A 20,475-nucleotide genomic window follows, 5' to 3' on the forward strand; every position below is an offset into this window, starting at 1 on the left:
CTTCCCCATTCAAAAACTATTACTCAATAATTTTCCATACATAATCTTCTTCACTAGTAGATATATCTTGTTTAATCGGTTCATTATAAACTTCTTCTGCCGGTAGCATTTCAAAGGAAGGGATAATCGATCCTTTTTTATATAGCATTACATATTGTCCATCCCACACATCATTATCGCGCAACGTTTCATCATTTCGAATAGAATGCCATTCTTCTTTATCTTTTGCCACTCTAATTTCATAGGTACTGCTCAATGCTTCATCTATTTTTTCATGATGTAAAATTGCTTCAATAATTTGTACCGCTTTTACGTCATTTGGAATTGCAATATCAATTTCTTCATTTGACTGTTTTATGTATGTCACAATAATCTCTTCCACGTTTATTCACCTTTTTCCATCGTGTTTGTTACCAAGAAACATCTAAAAATGAAATATCATCACTTGTCGGAGAGTTTTGTGCCCTCTCGATTTCTTTTAACACTTCCTCAAAATTATACTGCTTAAGTGGTGCAAGTCCGTCTGAGTGAATAACTATCCGATTAGCTTCTTGTCTAGATAATGTCTTTGAAAAAACCGCCAATTCCCCGCCAATAATGCCACGCTGTGTAGACCATCTTTTCTCTATATTTCTCTCAAACTTCATTACATTCGAACAATTCTCCTTATCTTGAAACAATTGTACAAATGAATCACCATGTGTAACTATCGCTATGTGTGCTTTATCTTGATTTGGAATAAGTTCTATTTTCCCGCCAATAAACATCGCTTCACTACCTTGTTTTCGCTTTTCCTCCAATACATCGCGAAGTAACCATGGTGTTTTTTCTGGCAATCGAAATGCACTCACTTCTTCTGAAGCTTCTTCTACCCAATTTTCCAACTGATCATTTAATAATGCAGCAATATCCCGTCCGCTTTCTTGATACGTTTCAAACAAGTTTAATAACTTCATACCTAGAAATTCTGCAGCAATTTCACCATGAAAAGACAGCCCTACACCATCACATAACACAAATATGAAACTAGTTCCATTATCTTGAAATACTAGGAAGTCCTGTCCACTCTCATTTAAATCCTGCGTTTCCTTTGCTCTAACATAGCTATATTGATAAGTAAAATGCTTAGTTTTCTTTTCTTGCAATACCGTTTCTTTCTTTTGCGATAGGATATATTTCACCATACTTCCCCCTTCTATCGAACCGGCGTTGCAGCAGACATTTGAAATCCAAGTGATACTAAATCCGCATTTGTCCCAGGAAACATCATCACCGCACCATCTGCAATATGAAATCCATGTTCCGTCATCATCTCACGATAGCTTTGAGGGATAAGCGATGAAAGTCTTTGCAACTTTGCACCATATTCATCTGTAATCTCTGTATTTGGCATAATGCCTTCCCACTTCTTTATATTAGTAATTTGTTCTTGCATGATTTCATCTGAGATAAAAATATTTTCAATTAGTACATTTCCATCAGGTACAGACATATTCATAATTCTTCGCACAATTAATTCTGGATCTTCACCAGTTGAAGCACCATCTGTCATATGACAAACAACAGGAGCTGGTCCGTCTTGTAAATTTGGCAATTCCTTTTGCAATAACTTCTCTACTACAGAGAAAGCTTTTGCTGTATCAGTTAAACGATGCGTTTGGATTTTTTCTAGTGGGCGCAGTCTTGCTACCTCGTCTATTGTTTTCACACCACCCAATAAATCAAAAACATGATCGCTATATGCTAAAATAGATAACTTATATCTTGGAAGCAAGCGACTACCTTTTGTTGAACGAAATACCATTTGGCGAATCGCTAAAGAAAGAGCATCCGTTACAATATCAATTCTTCTTTTTTCTTCTCCGCCTGCATCCATCATTTGGTTCATTGATGCGCTTACATCTAGAAGATAAATTATATAAGCTGGTGTTTGTTGTGTTGCTTGAGTTTGATATAACATGTTTCATACCCTTCCATACATTATTATATGAACTTTTTTTATATTCATATTTCATTATAACTTATGAATTTTCTTTTTCTCAATTCATTATAAAATGTTCTTAATATAATTTACATATTTTCACACAAAAAATATTATTATTCTCTTTCACTTTTATTGAAATGCAAAGCACCCTTCTATACTATAGAAGGGTGCTAATGTTACGGTATAAGACGCGTACAATCTCTCGGAAAAGCACTCGCTTCTCTCACATTCGATAATTCTAAAAGTTTATATACAATTCTCTCTAAGCCAATTCCAAAACCACCGTGCGGGGGACAACCGTATCGGAATGTATTTAAATACGATTGAAATTTATCGGGATGTAATCCTTTTTCTTTAAAAGAATCTAGTAACATTTCATAATTATGAATTCGCTGTGCTCCTGATGTTATTTCTAATCCTTTATATAATAAGTCAAACGAGTCAGTAATAGAAGAATTCTCGTTATTCGGCATCGTATACATCGGTCTCGCTTCTTTCGGATAATGTGTAATAAAAACAAATTCACTCTTATATGTTTCCTTCACATATTTCCCTAGTAACTTTTCACCTTCTGTATCTAAATCCCCTACAGGAGATTCTTTACAATACTTACTTTTCAAGATCTCTTGTGCTTCTAACAATGTGATTTTCGGTATTTCAGTAATAACAGGTACTTCTATTTGTAATAGTTGTAGTTCTTTCTCACAGTTTTTTGCTACTTGTTGAAACATATATCGTAAAACATCTGTTTCTAATTGCATCACTTCATGAAAATCATGAATAAAGCCAAGCTCTACGTCTAACGATATATATTCATTTAAATGACGGGAAGAATTGTGATGTTCCGCCCTATAAACAGGTGCAATTTCAAAAACACGTTCGAGTCCCCCAGCTACCATCATTTGTTTATAAAACTGTGGTGATTGTGCTAAATAAGCTTCTTTTTGGAAGTATGGAAGCTTAAAAACATTCGCTCCTCCTTCTGCCCCTTGTGAAACAATTTTCGGAGTAAATATACGTGTGAAATCGTTCTCTATAAGTAATTCACTAAAGCTCTGAACGAGTGTAGATTTCACTTTAAATATCGCCGTGGTTCGCTCATGTCTTAATGATAATACCCGCTCATTAAGTAGTTGATCTAAACCAACTTGTAACTTCTTTTTATTTATTTCAAACGGAAGAGGTTCTGCTCCATTTAAAATTTTCACTTCGTGAGCAAGTACTTCTACGCCTAATTCTGTTTTTGACGTTTCAACTATTTCACCAATTACGTGAACAACACTTTCTACATCGACTTTGAATCCAGCGAATTCGTTTTCTAATACACATTGAATGACTCCTGTTCTGTCCCGTAATAATAAAAAACTAACATTACCTAGATGACGAATCTTTTTTACCCAGCCTTGAAGTGATACAACCTTTCCGCTTTTCTCCGTACATTCTTTTGTGAGTGAACGTTTCATGATTTGCCCCATTACATTTCCCTCCAGTAATTTTATATTTATTTACGTTATTGTTGTTGTCATCGTCATCATCCACGGTCACTCACCCCCTTTCAAAGAATACAAAAATCCGCCCCTATAAATAGGGACGGATTTTTCCGCGGTACCACCCAAATTGTCATAATGACCATCTTAGTCCTGATAACGGTAGGTACCGTTTGCTTTTACTAATTATCACGTTCAAAGCAACACTCACAGGTGTCTTTCTATCATGCGGTATCGCAATCTTCTCAGCAACCGATTGCTCTCTGTAGATCTTTGCATCATGTACTTTTCCTGATCATCACTTTTTATATTTACAGAGTATTCTATCTCTTCACCTTGTAAAATGCAAGCATTTTTAAATAAATTTTGATTTTTCACATCCACTTTTGGACCATTTCCTCTAAAGCCATTCCACGTGAACCTTTCAATAATACGACATCCTTTTTCACTCATTCCCATTTCAAGTATTAAAAACTCAGTATTTCGTTTCATTTCTAAAATTGTTAACGGTAACCCGATTTGACTATTAAAATTACCTTTTGTTTTATGCACTCTATAAGTTGAACTTAAAATACCTTCTATTATATCTTTTACCGTAGTTTTGCCATTACTACCGGTAATTCCAATTACTTTTACATTTATCTCTCTTCGATAAAATTGTGCCAATTGTTGCAAAGCAAACAAAGTTTCATCTACAAATATAATTGGAACCCCTTTTGGCGGAGTACCGTAAGACTTTTTCCATAAGGAAGCGACAGCTCCATTATCCATTGCCTCTTTCACATAATCATGTCCATCTTTGACCCTAATGATTGGAACGAATAGATTTCCTTCTTTAATGTTTTTGGAGTCTATGCAGACACCATGTATTTCTAAATGATGAAACGATTCGTGTAATCCTTCTCCATTTATTACCTCTTCAAGTTTTTTCAAATTCATTTGAATCAAATTATCACCTATTTCCATTTTATTACATATTTTCGGTTTTATTTACGCATATTAATAAAAATTTTATAGTGAGGTGTTTATATGAAAAAAGCAATTAGTTTCTTTCTCCTTTTGTTATGCCTAATTGTAGTAAATGAAACGTATGCTTATTCACCAAAATCTTTACCAATCTCCCAAAACTCTGATCAATGGCAAGTGAATATTGCTGAACCGAAAAAAGCAAACAAAAAAAAGCTTCAAGCTAAAAAAGATGAATTTCAAACATATCAATTTTCAGTAAAAAATGTTGGAAACAGTGAAGTATATAACGTACATGTCGAAGTGTTCCGCAACGAGCCAAAAACAAAAACAAAATATGAACTCTTCTCTCTAAAGGAAAGTCGTTTAGCAAGTGGAAAAACTGGGTTTGAACATGCTAATTTTCCAGTTGCTACAAAAGCAGATGAGGTTGATGTAATTATTACATGGCAAGAACACCCTTTCCGCTCTATGAGAAATGGTCAAAAAGTGGAGTCTAGAAAATTTAAAGAGCATTTTGTTTTTAAAGACAAAAAAATAAATGAAATGCGAATAAATTCACACTAACATTCATATAGCTTACTTTACTAGTACCAGTTCTAAAGCAAATTAAAAAGTCGTGGCTTATTAATGCCACGACTTTTTATATTAATTCGTACTAATTCCTCTCGCTGCCCAAATACGATCAATATCAGCAGCGTGTTGTCCGCCGTATAAAAGAGCATCTGCTTGCTTAATTGCTTTTGCTCCATCGCTAAATTTAGAGTTTGGTGTTAATGACCAATGTGATTGTAAAATAATTTTTGTTGCAACATCACGGCCAAAAGCTTGTGCCATCTCATATTGTCCTTGTGACCAAATTTCACCGTCAGCATGTACTTGATTTTTCATATCTTTCGGATACACTTTATTCGTATCTAATCGGCGTAGGCACGTTGGATCTGAACTAGAATAAGCCGCTGCATCCCACTCTCCAACACACGCTTTTCCGTAACCTGTAGTCGATACAGCATCTTCATAAGTAGCACCTAAGAAGTCACCAAATCCTTCTCCCATCGCTCCGCCTTCTGCAGAACTACCGAAGCCAGGGACTTGATTATCTTGAATTGAATGCCCATATTCATGTGCGATAATACCCGCATCTTCTGCATCATCTACTCCGCCAGTACCAAAAGTTAAAGCTTTCGTTGTCGGAGAATAAAATGAGTTGTCCGCCGTCGTTCCATTCACATTCACTTTAATGGAGCGATTATTAATATTTTGAAAACCTAGACTTTGAATGTAACGTTGTAAAGTATCGATATGATAATACGACATCACATCTTCAAAGCTATCATTTGCGCGTGTATAGTTAAATTGTAAGTTTGTAGATTTTGTTCTTGCTTTTGAAGATATCGTTACATACTCTCCAATTAAAAATCCTGTCCCATCTAAACCTTTTAACGTAACAGTTTTTAATTGATTCGTTAGCGCTGTTGAATCTGCATCGTTATTATCTTTTAATCCTGCTAAACTCCCACTTGATACGACAGGGTTAGGTAAAAATACTTTTCCTGTTCCTTCTACTTTTCGGTTTATATCAACTTTTTTAATTAACTTTCCATTTTCCGCATCAATAAATGTTTCCCATGCACCAAATGGATTATTAGAATGGACAACCACTTTATATACTGGACGAGCAATTCCCTCTTCAATAATGTATCCAAATTCTTTCTCTGTAGGAGCCCATAAGTTTTGCTCACTTGCTTCTCCAACATACGCCATTGATTTTTGTATTGCATCTTTTTCACTAATTTTTTCCGTTACTTGCTTCACAGCTTTAATAGGTTGATAATCAGAAACAGCAAGTACACCCTTTCCCTCTCCGTTTAGAGTTACTGTAATTTGATTTAAAAATACAGGTGCACCATTCACAACTTGTTGGAACCTAACATATGAAGCTACAGGCGTTTCTGTTGTAGAAATATATTGCAAGTCTGAAAGGTCTGGCTTTAATCCGTACTGATTGGCATTCCCTTTTAAATATTCAATAGCTTTTTTCTGTGGCGAATAAGCTTCCACCTTTACTTGTTTCTTTGTCTCTACTGCAGAAACAGTAGAAAGCGTCCCCATTACTAATGGCACAGTCATCGCCATTGCGACCATTTTTTTATTAAACATAGAACCACTCCCCCTAATAAAGTAGCTCAACCTTTCCCCATTCCCACTAGGCAATCATTCTTTACAAAATGGATGGATAAAAATTGAATCTACGTTTAATTCTCTATAAACAATTCTATTACCTTTCCATTTAAGGCGAGTGAAAGTTTCTCAATATTTATGTGTAAAGTGAAAACAATACTGTAGAAATATATTTCTACAGTATTGTTTTTGGTAAAATATGTGCTAGAGGTCCTATCGAATGGATTATGCGGAAAATAACCGGATACATTTCCAGCATACAAAAAGGAAGTTGGAATCATTCCAACTTCCTTTTTTCTTTACTGAGCAGCACTTAATTTAATACGGACTTTTGTCTCACCTAAAGAAAGTTCATCGTCTTCATTCGTTAAGTGACCAAATGTAAATTGTTTAACGAGTAAGTTTTCTTCCAACAACTCTTTATGATTCGTTAACGTTTGCTGTAGCTCTTCCTCTGTATCAAGAATAACATCCACTCGTAAATTTACTGGTAAATTCAACTGCTTACGATATTCTTGAACGGCGCGAATAAACTCACGTGCTACTCCTTCTTGTAACAATTCTTCCGTTACATTCGTATCTAACATAACTGTATATTGTCCGTTAGTCGTATTAGAGAATCCTGATTTTGCAACTTTCTCTACTAATACATCTTCAGTCGTTACAGCTACTTCTTCTCCTGAGGCTGCTTCGTAAACCGCTCTTTCTGTAGAGACAAAGTTTTGTACCTCGTCTTGTGATAATTGTTTTAACCAGCCATTTACTGCATTCACATTTTTACCGAACTTCGGCCCAGCCTTTTTAAAATTCAGTTTTAATTGATAGGATGTATATTTCGTTTCATCGAGTTCAACATGGAACGCCTTCACATTTAACTCATCCATGACGATATCACGATAAGATTCCCAGTCCATATCATTTTCATTATGCTCAAGTAGCACAAGTTCCGCTAACGGCTGTTTTACTTTTAAAGAATGCTGATTACGGTTACTTCTTCCAAGTTCAACAACTTGTAAAACAGCATCCATTTCCGCTTCTAATTTCGGCTGAAGTAATGATTCATTTACAACTGGATAATCCTCTAAATGAACGCTACTTCCAGTTAAATTCAAATGAATATCTTCAGCGACAAACGGTGTAAACGGTGCGATTAATTTACTAATTGTCACAAGCACGTCATGAAGTGTTTCATACGCAGCTGCTTTTTCCGCATTCATACCAGATTCCCAGAAACGATTACGTGATCGTCTTACGTACCAGTTACTTACTTCATCTACAAGTGCCGCAATTTCACGAGCTGCATTCGTAAATTGATAATCATCAAGTGCTGTTCTCACTTTTTTCGTTGTGCTATGCAATCTTGATAATACCCATTCATCCAATTTCGTCCGCTTTACGTCATATGTTTCATTCGGATTATACTCATCTAAATTTGCATATAAAACGTAGAAGCTATACACATTGACTAACGTATCTACAAATTTAGATTTCGCTTCCAGTACTGTTCTTTCAGAAAAACGTTTCGCATTCCACGGAGCACTATCAACAAGTAGAGCCCATCTTAAAGCATCTGCACCAAACTTCCCTACTAAATCAACTGGATCTAGTGCATTCCCTTTACTTTTAGACATTTTCTGTCCTTCTTCGTCTAGAACATGCCCTAGTGATAACACTCGTTTATACGGTACTTTTCCTGTATATAGTGCTGATACAGCTAATAAACTATAAAACCAACCGCGTGTTTGATCAATTCCTTCTGCAATTACATCTGCTGGAAACTGTTCTTCAAATAACTCTTTATTTTCAAACGGATAATGATATTGCGCAAATGGCATCGTGTTGGTTTGGAATAAAGTTTGATCAGAAATATCCCCCAAAACCGTATTTTAAGTTAAACGATAAGAACCCGTTTTGAAAAAAAGATTGATCAAAACGGGTTAAGCCTTTGTGAAATACTATGCAGTGTTTATAATAAAGTTTGATCATTTACTACCGATGCTCTTAAACAATCGCGCCTGTTTGCGGTATTTTATATTATTACCCTTTTGCCCTTTTGGGCCAAATAAAATTGCTTATGGCAATTACAAAATCAATACCTAACACAAGTGTCCATAATTTTAGAAACCCAGCCAACACTTCTGTTCGGGAAAAATCGTTAATTAAATAGATTAGGATCAATAAAATTCCAGCACCTATTAGAAAAGCAAGTACATGTTGTCCCCAACTTTTAAAGTAGTGTTTCGCATAATCGATGCCAAATCTTTTAACCGGTTTCGATCCTTGTTTCATCACATAATATTGAAAGCGTATATCAGCCCATTCAATCATACTTCTACCGTATGCGATAGAGATTCCAATATACACAGCTGCAATTGCATGCACTTTTGTAGCTGTCGCACCACGATACAAGTCTACACCCGTAGCAACCAATAAAATTAAATCAATGACAGGTGTCAAAGCTAGGAAAAACAATCCTAATTTACTTCTTTTAAGGATATATCTTGTGAATAAACCTAAAGTGATAACAATCCAAAACCCTATTTCACATGCAACGATTAACCACGCAATTACATTCACCCCAGCACCCCTGCTCCCCAATAGTTAATTTTGAATATAGTTCACTATCTAAAGTAAAAAAAGAACGATTTAAAAGTATGTATTAAGTGGCATTGGATACTTCACCTACCTACAACAAACTTCTATTATCCCATAATTTTTAGCAGAACCATGTTTCTTTGGACGAAGGATCATGAAATACAGACATGAAACTATAACAATCTCTATTGTTAATCCTATTAAAGTTCCTGAATATAATTCATTATCAAACCACTGAGAATAAATAGGCTTTACTAAGGTTTTTATGCATCCTATAACAAATACAAATTCGTGTATCATCATTAATAGAAATTCTTTTAATTCCCAAGGGTGTTGACCCTTCCAATTCATGTCTTTTTTCTTCATTCATCACTCCTCTTTCTTTGTATAATATAACCTAACTATAATAGGTGACGTAACGTCACTTACAACCTTCATTTTCAGGGCAAATTAAATAAATCGATGGATTACAGGAGGATATACATCCAAACAACATAATTTTACTCCTGCAATAAAAATACCCCTTTAGATATGATTACCTGAAGAGGAAAAGCATCGCGACTGTATTTCAAATCTACAAAAATACTAACTTAAAAATAAGCACATCCTATAAAACAGATGTGCTTATTTTTTAATTTTTATGCGTTTTTACGTTTTAAGAAAATAACTCCACCAACAATTAACAGTAATGCACCCGCAGCCATAGAGATCCAACTTGTAAGGTCCGCACCTGTTTGCGGTAACCATCCAATTTTAGACTGAGCTTCTTTCTTAGGTTGTGGTTGTTCTTTTACTTGCTCTTTTGGTTGTTCTGAAGTTGGAGTATTTTTATCTTGATGCGGCTGTTCTGGTTTTGGTTGCTCCGGTTTCACTTCTTTAAATTTCACCGTTTGTCCCTTATCTTCGATGTCAACGTGAATAGCTACCAAGACATTATCTTGATACAATTCTTCAAACACTACCACTTCTTTACCTTGTAATGCAGAAGCATCGAATGTGAAATCGAGTGTGATAGAACCATTTTTTTCTTTTGCAGTAAACTTAGATTCTACTGTTACTTCTTTACCATCAACTAATAATGGTTTTTTTGTTGCTTTATCCATTAGTTTGCCTTTTACTACGTATTCTTTACCCACGATTAAGTCTTTGTATTCCACTTTATCTTGGATAGTTACTGTTTTAGAAGCGTCTAACTCTTTAGAACCATCAGCTTTATTTGTAGCTGTCGTTTTAATTGAAGGCTCTACAAATCGAACTGTTTGACCTACATCGTTAATATCAGCGTGAGTTGCAATTACTTGACCTTCATGTAATAAGTCTTCAAACACAACTACTTCTCTTCCTTGCTGTTCAGCACCAACAAAAGTAAAGTCTAAAGTTACAAAACCGTTCTTTTCTTTTGCAATAAACTTAGTCTCAGCTGTTACTTCTTTACCATCAATTAATAATGGTTCGTTAATAGCTTTGTTCATTAATTTTCCTTTTACAGTGTACTCTTTACCAACAACTAAGTTAGTGTACTCCACTTTATCCTGGATTGTGATAGAATCCTTTGAATGAATCTCTTTTCCACCATCAGCTTTGTTTGTAGCAGTTGTTTTTACTGACGGCTTAACGAACTTAACTGTTTGACCTTTATCATTGATATCAGCATGTGTAGTAACAACTTTTCCGTCTTTCAGTAACTCTTCGAATACTACTACTTCCTTTTCTTCTAAACCAGTTGCATCAAAAGTGAAATCTAGTGTGATAGATCCGTTTGCTTCTTTTGGTGTAAACTTAGTTTCAGCAGTTATTTCTTTACCATTTACAACTAATGGTTTATTAGTCTTTTTATCCATTAATTTACCTTTTAAAGTGTACTCTTTACCCACTTGTAGGTCTTTGTATTCCACTTTATCTTGGATTGTTACAGACTTAGACGTGTGCATTTCTTTTGTACCATCTTTTTTATCAGATGCTGTTGTTTTAATTGAAGGAATCTTCTCATCTTTGACGATATGTTTAATTATTTGACCATTCTCTTTGATTTCAAAAGAAAACGTCTCTTCATTTAAAAAGTAACCGTTTGGTGCAATAGTTTCTTTATATGTGTATTTTCCAAATGGTAGCTTTTCAAATTTAGCGATACCTTTATCATCTGTTTTACCTTTTACTACTTCTTTTCCTGCTTCGTTATAAATCGTAAATTCTGCATTTGGAAGCTTATTGTTTCCATCCGCAACATCTACCTTTGTAATTTCCAGATCACCTTTGATTAGATGATTGACTGCTAATAGCTCAATAATTTTTCCATGTTCCTTTATTTCGAACACAATTGGTTCTGTAACAAGAACGTAACCGTTTGGAGAAGTCTTTTCTACAAATGAATACTTACCATACGCTAGATCTTTAACGTTAATCTCACCATTTTTATCTGTCTTATATTCGCCAATTACTTTTCCACTTGCATCTTTTAACTCGAACACTGCACCTTCTAATTTTTTACTAATATCTTCATTATCTACTTTTAGTAGTTTTACACTACCTTTTACTTCGGTGTTTTCTACTGTAAAAGTAAGTATTTTATTGTGCTCTTTAATTTCAAAAGGATACTTTGTTTTATTTCCGATATATCCATTTGGTGTTTTTGTCTCCAAGAAATAATACTTACCAAATGTAAGGCCTTCAACCTTTGCAATTCCGTTTTCATTTGTTACTGCCTTTTTCACTTCTTTTCCATCTTCAGTAAAAACAGTGAATTCAACATTAGGTAGCACTTTACCTGAATCACTAAATTTTTTTATTTCAATGTTTCCCTTTGCCTTGTTGTTTACTATTTGAACAGCCCCAGTTTCTCCTGTCTTAACCTCAATAGTTTGTGGTTTATCACCTAAAACATAGCCTGTTGGCGCTTTTATTTCTTTTACAGTATACGTACCAATTGGTAGGTTATTTAATTCTGCAGTACCATCAGCACCAGTCGTAATTTTTCCAACTGATTCATTATTCGCATTAAAAACCTCGAATACCGCACCAGCTAATACTTCTCCACTTTCTCCGACTTTTTTAATTTTTAAGGAACCAGCTGCTTCCCAATTTACTGCAAGGTCACTACTAAGCTTTTCTTCATTTCTTTCTAGTAATACTGTAGCATTCTGAACAGTATCCGTACCGCGATAAGCAATTGCTTGAACTTTTGTTAAGTTTGCAGCAACACTTAAATTAAATTCACCTGTTTTTGTATTTTTAGGAATTTGGATACGGAATTTCTCTCCAACTGAAAGTTGATCTTTCACTTCACCATTTTCACTAACAATTTTTACTCCATTAGGTGCATTTTTCGCTACTACTTTATAAGAACCACTCTTAGCATTTGTTTGTACTGTATATAGATTCGTTTCGAAGAACTCACCTTTTAATTCTGCTTTTTGCTTTTCAGCTGGGATAACATTCATATAGATATCTTGTGTATCGCCGCTATTGTTAGCAGCATTGATAATTGCCTTAGCTGCTTTTTCAACATTTTTATTTTCATGTTTCAGTTCATTTACATCAAGTTGACCTAATGCATTCCAAACTGCAAGCTGAGTTGCGTAATGCGCTTCATTCTGATTAGCTACTCCTAACTGCTGAACACTTTTTTGCGGGAAACCGTTTAATAGGACCCTATATACTACATTATCTGTTTTCCCCATTTCAGGAAGATCTTCACCATTTGGTGATTTTAGTCCAAGAGTTAAGCAATAAGCAATTTGACCGCTTGAATTTTTAATCATTTCAGTTCGAATGTACTTGCCTAAACTATTACTATAACTCCAGTTCATTGAATATTTCTCGTGCGTCATTACCTCTGCACTAACCCTTGGTAAAAAAACATTTAGGAATAGCGCAAGTACAGAAAGTACTGCTAGAACTCTTACAACAACTCTTTTCCCCAATCTAAAAACCTCCCAAACAATATTTGTTTTGCATGATTATTTAAATATTAAAAATAATCACAATAAACCTAAGAACTATTATAAGACAAAAAATTACAAACATTAAATCATTTTTCCGAATTTTTTATTTTTTTACATTTATTACAAATCATTTTCATATTCACACATTTTGATTTTGTAATTTAACCACTAATTTTTTAAATCTATTGATTTTCTCTCCGATACATATTAGTTATATTGTTGATTGGAAATAAACTTTATTTTAAATCAACACCTCTTTCATCTTTTTCCTCATTACCTGTAACAAAAGTATTAATTTATAAGAATATCGAAATTAAAAATAAGCACAAAAAAGATTCCTTTTATACAAAGGAATCTAGTGGTTCAGCTTTTTTATAAACAGTTCGACTTTATTTCAATTTTACTTCTGTCTCTCTACTTCTAATTTGTTACCTTTACTATCTACCATTCTTAAAGAACCTGCTCTCAAGAACTCAACAGTATAATCTACTACCGCATTCATTTGTCTAGCATCTATCTTCTTACCGTCTTTAACAAATTCAGTAGGAATCAAAGTTACTTTATTACTGTCTTTATTGTATAACCATGTTCCTGTCATATGGTTATCTTCATAAGAAGAGTTACCAGTGTCATCATAAGCCGTGAATGACTTATCTTGTCTAAAGTCTAAACCCTTACGAAACTCAGAACCTTTGTAACTACCCCAAGAACCGATTAACTCGTTACCGTCTGCGGATATTTGTACGTTACCATTATCAGAAGTAGTTGACGACTTAGAGTCGGTCTTCGTATCTACATCGAAACCTAAGGCTTTTGCTTCCTTCTCATTATGGGATTCAATAGGGTCGAATCCTTTATGCCAGTACTTGTTACCCTCATTAATCAAGTCCATTGACTTTTTAGACTTTTCTCTATCTTCGTCTGTTACTTTTCCTTTACCCTTCATAATTTCTACTTGAAGTGCATAGGCTTCACTATAACAGTCTACTGCTTTTAAAATCTCTTTATGAGCGTCTTCAAACTCTTTTGGTGGGTCTATCTTCTTAAACTTAGCGATAATCTTTTGCAACTCAGACTCTTCTTTTAGAATTTCTTTCTTTAAGTCAGTTTCCTTTTTAGTTTTATCCATAGCTATCTCAGTTATTACTGTAATTTTCTGCACTAACTCAGAAGATAAACCAGTCATTCGAGTTGGATACTTCTCTTTTGACAGCTTTTCTTTCGTTTCTGATTTAGATTCTACTTTTTCTTTTGGCTTTGCGTCTGTTTTATCGGTACCACAACCTGCCAATAGCATGAACGGTATCGCAAACGTTACTAGTTTCTTTGCTTTCACTATGCCCCATCCCCTTAGAAAAAAATTGTATTTAATTAACATATTGTACCATATCATAATTTGTATAAATAAGATATAAAGTTATCTCATCATTAATTAAAATCTAGACTCTACATAAAAAAAGCACTTGAACATTAAATAGCTGTTCGAGTGCTTTTTTTCTTCCCTATGTTTCATGTAATTTTAAAAGAACCTCCAATTAAAGTTATGTCAATTACAATTAGTGAAAAGAAAAATATATATTCAATCATACTTCCTGTTCTTGTATATATCGGAAATCTTATTTTCATTTTCAAAGGATAAAGCAATTGAATCCCACTTGGAGTAAGGGCATCTAACACTAAATGACTTAATACTCCAATAAACATTCCTATATATATTATGGGGTACTGGGGAACTAGGTACTTAAGAAGTGCCGTTATACCAAACAAAAAGAATAGACTATGTGTTATTGTTCGGTGACCAAAAGTTTTATTGATACCCCAAGATAATAAAGGTATTTTTCTTCCTAAAGTAGATCCTTGATGACAAATATCTGGTATTAATGCTCCAATTATTGATGTGGCCGTTAATAAATATGGGTCATCCCCAATTCCCGCATAATTATGTGCAATTAAAGCGAAGGCTGCTCCTGCTGCTACATGAGTTGGTCCTCTCAATTGTATCCTCCTTTCTATTATTCAAGTCTTATCTTAACAGTTGGCGAAAACATAATATCCTTTCACCCAGCGCTCTTTTAACCATCTCAGTTTATATTCCATGCTTGGTGTATAAGCTGCTGCAGAATCCATTAAGTTATACCTATCTAAAATTTCCAAACATCTATTAGGGTTTGTTAAAGTATTTAGAAATTCCAAGTCCTCGCTTTCGAGAGAATTCCATACAATGCCTTTAAAATTAATTGGCAGCAGTTCTAAAATCATATCTCTATCCAAACCTGATGTTTCCAGGAAATTTTGAAGATGAGAGAGGGATAAGTAACTCCAATTGGTACTTTGGTATTCTTCCCCTAAAAAAGTAAAACGTTCTAAACCATTACAATTTAATTCATAACTTTTTATTGCTTCTATTCCCCATTTCATCTTTTTCCCCCACAATTATTATTCTCAGAATTGACTACTAAGCATGTTCACAAATTTCTACCAGTTACTTTTAAATAACATAATGGACTTCTCTATTCCTTCTTTTCACATAATGAATATATAGATAACATGAACAAACCATATTTATTATCATTGTAGAAAAACTAAAAAACACATTAATTCCCAAAACATCACAGAATAATAAAGCAACCATGCTTAAAACATAAAAAAATAATAATCTATCAAAAATAGACAAAAGTCATTTCTCCCTTTTCTTAAGATTAGTATTATGCAAATGTTGCTTTTTGTAATTTCTCCTTACTCTTCCCCAAAACAGAATTCCTAGATTAAAAATTATTGCTATACTATCATGAGAATTGCAAACAAAACTAAATCCACTTTTCTACAGGTCCCCCCTATAATTATCTGGATAAAAATAACTCTTTACATAACAGGCTACTATCGGTAACTTGTCCTTCACTTTAAATATATACAAATAATCCTACGAAACTAAGCAACCGTAAAACAATTTCAATCTATTCTCAATTCTAAAAAACACAGGCTTAATCAACAATAAGCCTCGTAAAACAATTTCAAAATTAGGTCGCATTTAACTATTCTGCTCTTCCTTTTCCTTAGGAGCTTAATTATCTTTATGAGAAATTTTTTCAAATTTATTTATGGGTGTTACAGTCTGAAAAACTCGAAAACAATAATTTGTTCTGAAGAAGTCAATAGAATTTTGTTGAGAAACATTTTTAGTCACCCGAATTTTTACAATTCTGATACAATAATGAGAAATCGAACAATATATAATAGGAGGGTTTTATATGGGAGCAGCAACGGTAACATTAAGTGAAATTACAGAGCTTTTAAATAACTGGCATGACTCTATTCGTGAACTTGATCATGAAAAATCAACTAATTTATTCGGAGAAATAAAAAATAAGATTGATAAAATTGAAGATTTTAATAAACCAAGTGAAGAACCTTTGAATTACTATTACAACTTCTTTAAGGAAATTTATAACACAGAAATTGAGAATATAAAAAAGCTGGTGAGTATTTCGATAAAGCAAAACAATTAACCACAAATATCTCTGATGAGATGGAGAAAGCTGAATTCTATTATAAAGTAGCAGCCTTTTACTATCAGGTAAGGCAACCTTTAGAAGCAGTGAAGTATGCAAACCGCGCTTTATAATTCTTCGAACCTGAAACAGGATATGAATTTAATATAGCAGCTTGTAATAATATCCTTGGATTAACCTGTACATCACTTAAACAATATGAATATGTGGAACAATATTTTATTAAGGGCTTATATATCGTTACAAACAACACAACACTATGTTAGGGCTTAAAATTAGACATAATTTAGATTTTCTATATGCTGAGCAAGATCTTTCAGAAGCAGCTATACGAAACCTAACAACAGCAATTGATACTCCAGAAAAAAGTTATAAAGCTATTTTCCTTATTGCAAGAGAAATTTTCACTAATCTTTTCATAAATGCATATGCAGCCCGATGATCTCGTTTTTTACGAAGTTGAATATCTAATGTGTTCCCTTCCTCATCAATTTCACGATACAGGTAACACCATTCTCCTTTGACCTTTATATACGTCTCATCCAATTTCCAAGATAGTGGCATTCTTTTATTTTTCTTCTTCCAAATTTGATAGATCTAGTGCCCATATTCATGAAATCAGCGCATAATAGTTGTCGGATGAACTGAAATACCGCGTTCTTTCAAAATTTCAGAAACATCACGATAACTTAAAGAAAAACGACAATCAACGGCTACTAAAATAATATCTTTTTTGAATTGTTTTCCTTTAAAACATCTCAATTATGATTCCCCTTACTCTGTTTTGCAAAAGTTTAGCTTAGTTTTAAAAACTTTGCAACAGAACCCCGCAGGTACCATCTTTCCGTTAACAAAAGAATATCAGGTTGATAATGCTTCCTTTTCCATACCAATCACGTACCTTCGTTAGATTAGTAATATCCGTATATCCAATATTTAGAGATTACTTACAGTTATTTTGAAATTTTTGCACCAGAATCCCTTAAGTTAATGGAAATGCGATTATACCACTTATATTTAAATATAAAATTTAGCAAAAATTATCAAAAAAAACATAGTATTTATTAATATAATTTAAATTAACTAATTAGTAAAATTAAATGAATTATAAGGTGGTATATTAATGAAGGTGAAAAAAGTGAAAGAATGGATATTAGGTGGACGAAATCCAGCTAATTATATTTTATATAATGATTTTGATGTAAAATACTCAAACGAAGCTTCTAAAAACTTATATTCTCTAGAAAACCATGATGGATATGGAACAGCATTTCATTTTTTGGATAAAAATCTTTATCTAGGTAAGAAAGTTAAATTTGCAGGGATGGTAATGACAAAATTAGTTAAAGAATATACAGGTTTATGGATTAGGGCCGAGCAGGCAGGAGAGGATCTTTGGGAATTTTATCATATACATTCTGATCCTTTAAATGTAACAAATCAGTGGAAAGAGTGTAGTGTGATAGTAGATGTACCTAAAAGTATAGAAGCATTATCAGTAGGGGTGGTTTTAAAAGGTACTGGTCATATATGGTTTAGTTCAATGAGCGTTGAAATTGTAAATACAAAGAACGATTAATACAGATATGAACTACTTGCCAAGCCGAAAGTTACCCTCCACCTACCGTTTAGCTATCGTCCTTCACATATTTGACAAGGGACAAATCCTTTGGTAAATCCATTAAAAATAAAAGAGATATTAAACAGAAAGTATAATATGTTCTGGTGCAAAAATAGAATAAAAGATATAAAGAGGCGAAAAGATTCCACTAGGAACCTTTTCGCCTCTTTATATCTTTCCTAAGTATTTGCACCAGAACCAGAATTTTTTAAAATAAATTCTCTTACTAGACCCAAAACACTTTGTTCATACCCCCTCCCTAGGGCATATTCTTCATTTTCCTTTACATGTATTAATGCTTTTTCAAGAATTAAAAACGCTTCTTCCTTTTCACCTAAAATATAATATAATACAATCTGGGCTTTATAATATGAGAGTTGATTTTTATCTGAAACTCGAGATATTATATTTTTAATATGAGTATGATTATCTAAATCTTTCCCTAACATAAGAAGAATTAAATAGTTAGCATCAAACATATCTTGACTTATAAGTTTATTTTGACTTGTGTTTTTTGATAAATAAGGACTTGCGTATTTCTTTCCTCTCTCCCAATGCTTTTCAATTAAATAATAATAAATTAAAGCCTGTATTATGTGAATATTTGTGTCTAACTCTGGGCTACACTCTAAAGTCATTTCGGCTTGTTTAATTAACTCTATATCCCATTCACTAGCTGACTCTTTTATAAAAAGCTCTGTACCAATTTGTACAGAAATCAAATACCCTCGAAACTCATCTTCACCTTGATTTAGTTTTTTTAATCTTAATCCATCAGAAATTAATTCACTACCCTTAGTAGGAATTACTGATAGAGCAGCCGACATGAAATTCACTATGGCAAATACTATCAACCAATTATAGTCTGTATAAAAATAAAATAGTAACGCCAGAATAGAAAATATTAAGTTATTCAACATCCCACCTAAAACAAACCAAAAATGAGATTTTTTTAAATCATTAATATTTCTATACTCAGTATGTACCATACATGCTACACCGCCATAAAGTGACCAACTCTTATTCTCAACAACTCGCACCCTTTTTTCTCTTCTTATCACTTTAATTGGTCCTACAACAAAAAATTCAAATCGTAATCCTGCTAATAGCCCAAAAACAACATGACCAAGTTCGTGAATAATAATACTAGATAAAAAGACTGAACCAGTTAAAAATATAGGTAGTATGTATCCTTGTAAAATTGGTGATACTTTTGCAAACAATAGAAAGAAAAATAAAACTAGAATTGTACTATTTAGTGGTCTTTTCAAGTATGTACTCATACAAATTCTCCTTACTAAAAAGCACATCCTAATTAATAGGAAATTAGGATGTGCTAATATGGGATACCCTCATTTAACAATGAGAATATTCGTTAATCTTTTTAGCTATTTGTTCCTGTCTAAGACTTAATACATTATCCAAATATTCTTGGTAGCTAGAAGCAGCAAACATTCCACTTTCCTTCCAATATACATATTCAGCATGGTCTTGAGGATACCCCAAAAATGATCGCTTTAAAGCTTGGAACGTTGCTTCTATCTTTTCATCAGCATATGGGTTTTCAATTCCCATTACATGGTTATATATGCTTTCTGTAAGAAAATCCAATTGATTATCCGTTAATTCCTGATGTCCCATTAAACCAATTTTATCGACTACATGCAGTCCTAATACATATGCTACTTTTTCTAAATAATCTGCTACAAAATTTACACCATTACTCTCAGCTGCTGCTAATACAATGCCTGACTTTCCTACCAATTTAAAAAGGTGTGCCCAATATGATAGTCTATCTATTACCATTTTCATGTCTGATGAAACGTTATGTGAATAAACGGGGCTAGCTAAAATAATAAAGTCTGCCTCCAACAACTTCCGTTTTAAAAGTTCTCCTTCATCTTTTGGAACTTTATCAAGTGAACACTTTCCCGTTTTAAAACAATTTTTACATCCCGTCGATGGTGATAATTGAATATCATTAGGTGTAAGTAACTCGTGAGAAATTTCTTCTTTATATTTCTTAGATAAAGATTGAAGAAGCCTTTCTATATGTTTCCTTGTTTTTGAATCTGGGTTCCTTGATCCAACGTATGCGAGGACATGTTTCATTTTTAAACACCTCATATTAATTTCTACTGATTTTTAACAACTTTATAGATAAGCTAGTATTTAAATGTGTATCTTATTG

The 20,475-nt window shown here is 33.4% G+C and carries 16 protein-coding genes, 3 pseudogenes and 1 other annotated feature; of the genes and pseudogenes, 3 read left to right on the forward strand and 16 right to left on the reverse strand.

All coding sequences use genetic code 11. The features are described 5' to 3' along the window. Positions 1-19: 19 nt before the first annotated feature. The 5 genes and pseudogenes from ACVWY7_RS06625 to ACVWY7_RS06645 all read right to left on the reverse strand — a co-directional run. The gene (locus tag ACVWY7_RS06625) at positions 20-382 is read right to left on the reverse strand and encodes a ubiquitin family protein (protein ID WP_000391131.1); all 363 of its coding nucleotides are present in this window, start codon (positions 380-382) and stop codon (positions 20-22) included. 28 nt (positions 383-410) lie between these two features. Beyond that, positions 411-1,184, reverse strand: a complete 774-nt coding sequence (locus ACVWY7_RS06630) for a hypothetical protein (RefSeq protein WP_002080126.1) — start codon at positions 1,182-1,184, stop codon at positions 411-413. Positions 1,185-1,195: 11 nt separating this feature from the next. Further along, a complete protein-coding gene (locus ACVWY7_RS06635) occupies positions 1,196-1,960 on the reverse strand; it encodes a vWA domain-containing protein (protein ID WP_000966844.1) in 765 nt (254 codons plus the stop codon). 200 nt (positions 1,961-2,160) lie between these two features. Beyond that, positions 2,161-3,459: an aspartate--tRNA(Asn) ligase gene (gene aspS / locus ACVWY7_RS06640; protein ID WP_000529814.1), complete on the reverse strand. Its 1,299-nt coding sequence runs from the start codon at positions 3,457-3,459 to the stop codon at positions 2,161-2,163. A gap of 108 nt (positions 3,460-3,567) precedes the next feature. After that, positions 3,568-3,779 (reverse strand) — a binding site (T-box leader). Positions 3,780-3,909: 130 nt separating this feature from the next. After that, positions 3,910-4,437, reverse strand: a pseudogene (locus ACVWY7_RS06645) (Mur ligase family protein); the annotation flags it as partial. 63 nt (positions 4,438-4,500) lie between these two features. Here ACVWY7_RS06645 and ACVWY7_RS06650 point away from each other — a divergent pair. Further along, positions 4,501-5,004, forward strand: a complete 504-nt coding sequence (locus tag ACVWY7_RS06650; RefSeq protein WP_073523031.1) for a hypothetical protein — start codon at positions 4,501-4,503, stop codon at positions 5,002-5,004. A gap of 81 nt (positions 5,005-5,085) precedes the next feature. Here the strand turns inward: ACVWY7_RS06650 and ACVWY7_RS06655 are convergent, their stop codons facing one another. The 8 genes and pseudogenes from ACVWY7_RS06655 to ACVWY7_RS06690 form a co-directional block, all read right to left on the reverse strand. Further along, entirely contained in the window at positions 5,086-6,597 is a 1,512-nt protein-coding gene (locus ACVWY7_RS06655; protein ID WP_000482294.1) for a M36 family metallopeptidase, read from the reverse strand. Between the two features lie 320 nt (positions 6,598-6,917). Continuing rightward, positions 6,918-8,468 (reverse strand): annotated as a pseudogene (locus ACVWY7_RS06660) (DUF5915 domain-containing protein); the annotation flags it as partial. Between the two features lie 187 nt (positions 8,469-8,655). Next, positions 8,656-9,195, reverse strand: coding sequence for a hypothetical protein (locus ACVWY7_RS06665; protein WP_105989479.1), 540 nt, complete (start codon positions 9,193-9,195; stop codon positions 8,656-8,658). Positions 9,196-9,300: 105 nt separating this feature from the next. After that, complete coding sequence (locus ACVWY7_RS06670) at positions 9,301-9,579, reverse strand: hypothetical protein (protein WP_000726003.1); 279 nt, start codon at positions 9,577-9,579, stop codon at positions 9,301-9,303. Positions 9,580-9,851: 272 nt separating this feature from the next. After that, positions 9,852-13,133: a VaFE repeat-containing surface-anchored protein gene (locus tag ACVWY7_RS06675; RefSeq protein WP_105989480.1), complete on the reverse strand. Its 3,282-nt coding sequence runs from the start codon at positions 13,131-13,133 to the stop codon at positions 9,852-9,854. A 421-nt stretch (positions 13,134-13,554) separates the two neighbouring features. After that, positions 13,555-14,490, reverse strand: a complete 936-nt coding sequence (locus ACVWY7_RS06680) for a DUF7018 domain-containing (lipo)protein (protein ID WP_000644860.1) — start codon at positions 14,488-14,490, stop codon at positions 13,555-13,557. 173 nt (positions 14,491-14,663) lie between these two features. After that, complete coding sequence (locus tag ACVWY7_RS06685; RefSeq protein WP_001214876.1) at positions 14,664-15,149, reverse strand: metal-dependent hydrolase; 486 nt, start codon at positions 15,147-15,149, stop codon at positions 14,664-14,666. Between the two features lie 33 nt (positions 15,150-15,182). Beyond that, positions 15,183-15,572, reverse strand: a complete 390-nt coding sequence (locus tag ACVWY7_RS06690; protein WP_074651321.1) for a hypothetical protein — start codon at positions 15,570-15,572, stop codon at positions 15,183-15,185. Between the two features lie 830 nt (positions 15,573-16,402). Here ACVWY7_RS06690 and ACVWY7_RS06695 point away from each other — a divergent pair. Then, entirely contained in the window at positions 16,403-16,660 is a 258-nt protein-coding gene (locus ACVWY7_RS06695; protein ID WP_249211614.1) for a response regulator aspartate phosphatase, read from the forward strand. A gap of 405 nt (positions 16,661-17,065) precedes the next feature. Here the strand turns inward: ACVWY7_RS06695 and ACVWY7_RS06700 are convergent. Then, positions 17,066-17,425 (reverse strand): annotated as a pseudogene (locus ACVWY7_RS06700) (IS6 family transposase); the annotation flags it as partial. A gap of 361 nt (positions 17,426-17,786) precedes the next feature. Here ACVWY7_RS06700 and ACVWY7_RS06705 point away from each other — a divergent pair. After that, positions 17,787-18,242 (forward strand): hypothetical protein, encoded by a 456-nt coding sequence (locus ACVWY7_RS06705; protein WP_000865202.1) that lies wholly within the window; start codon positions 17,787-17,789, stop codon positions 18,240-18,242. Between the two features lie 221 nt (positions 18,243-18,463). Here the strand turns inward: ACVWY7_RS06705 and ACVWY7_RS06710 are convergent, their stop codons facing one another. Both ACVWY7_RS06710 and ACVWY7_RS06715 read right to left on the reverse strand, forming a co-directional pair. Further along, a complete protein-coding gene (locus ACVWY7_RS06710; protein WP_105989481.1) occupies positions 18,464-19,567 on the reverse strand; it encodes a M50 family metallopeptidase in 1,104 nt (367 codons plus the stop codon). A gap of 73 nt (positions 19,568-19,640) precedes the next feature. Then, entirely contained in the window at positions 19,641-20,396 is a 756-nt protein-coding gene (locus ACVWY7_RS06715) for a flavodoxin family protein (RefSeq protein WP_000683464.1), read from the reverse strand. Positions 20,397-20,475: the final 79 nt, after the last annotated feature.

Source organism: Bacillus sp. TE9106W, from assembly GCF_054062215.1.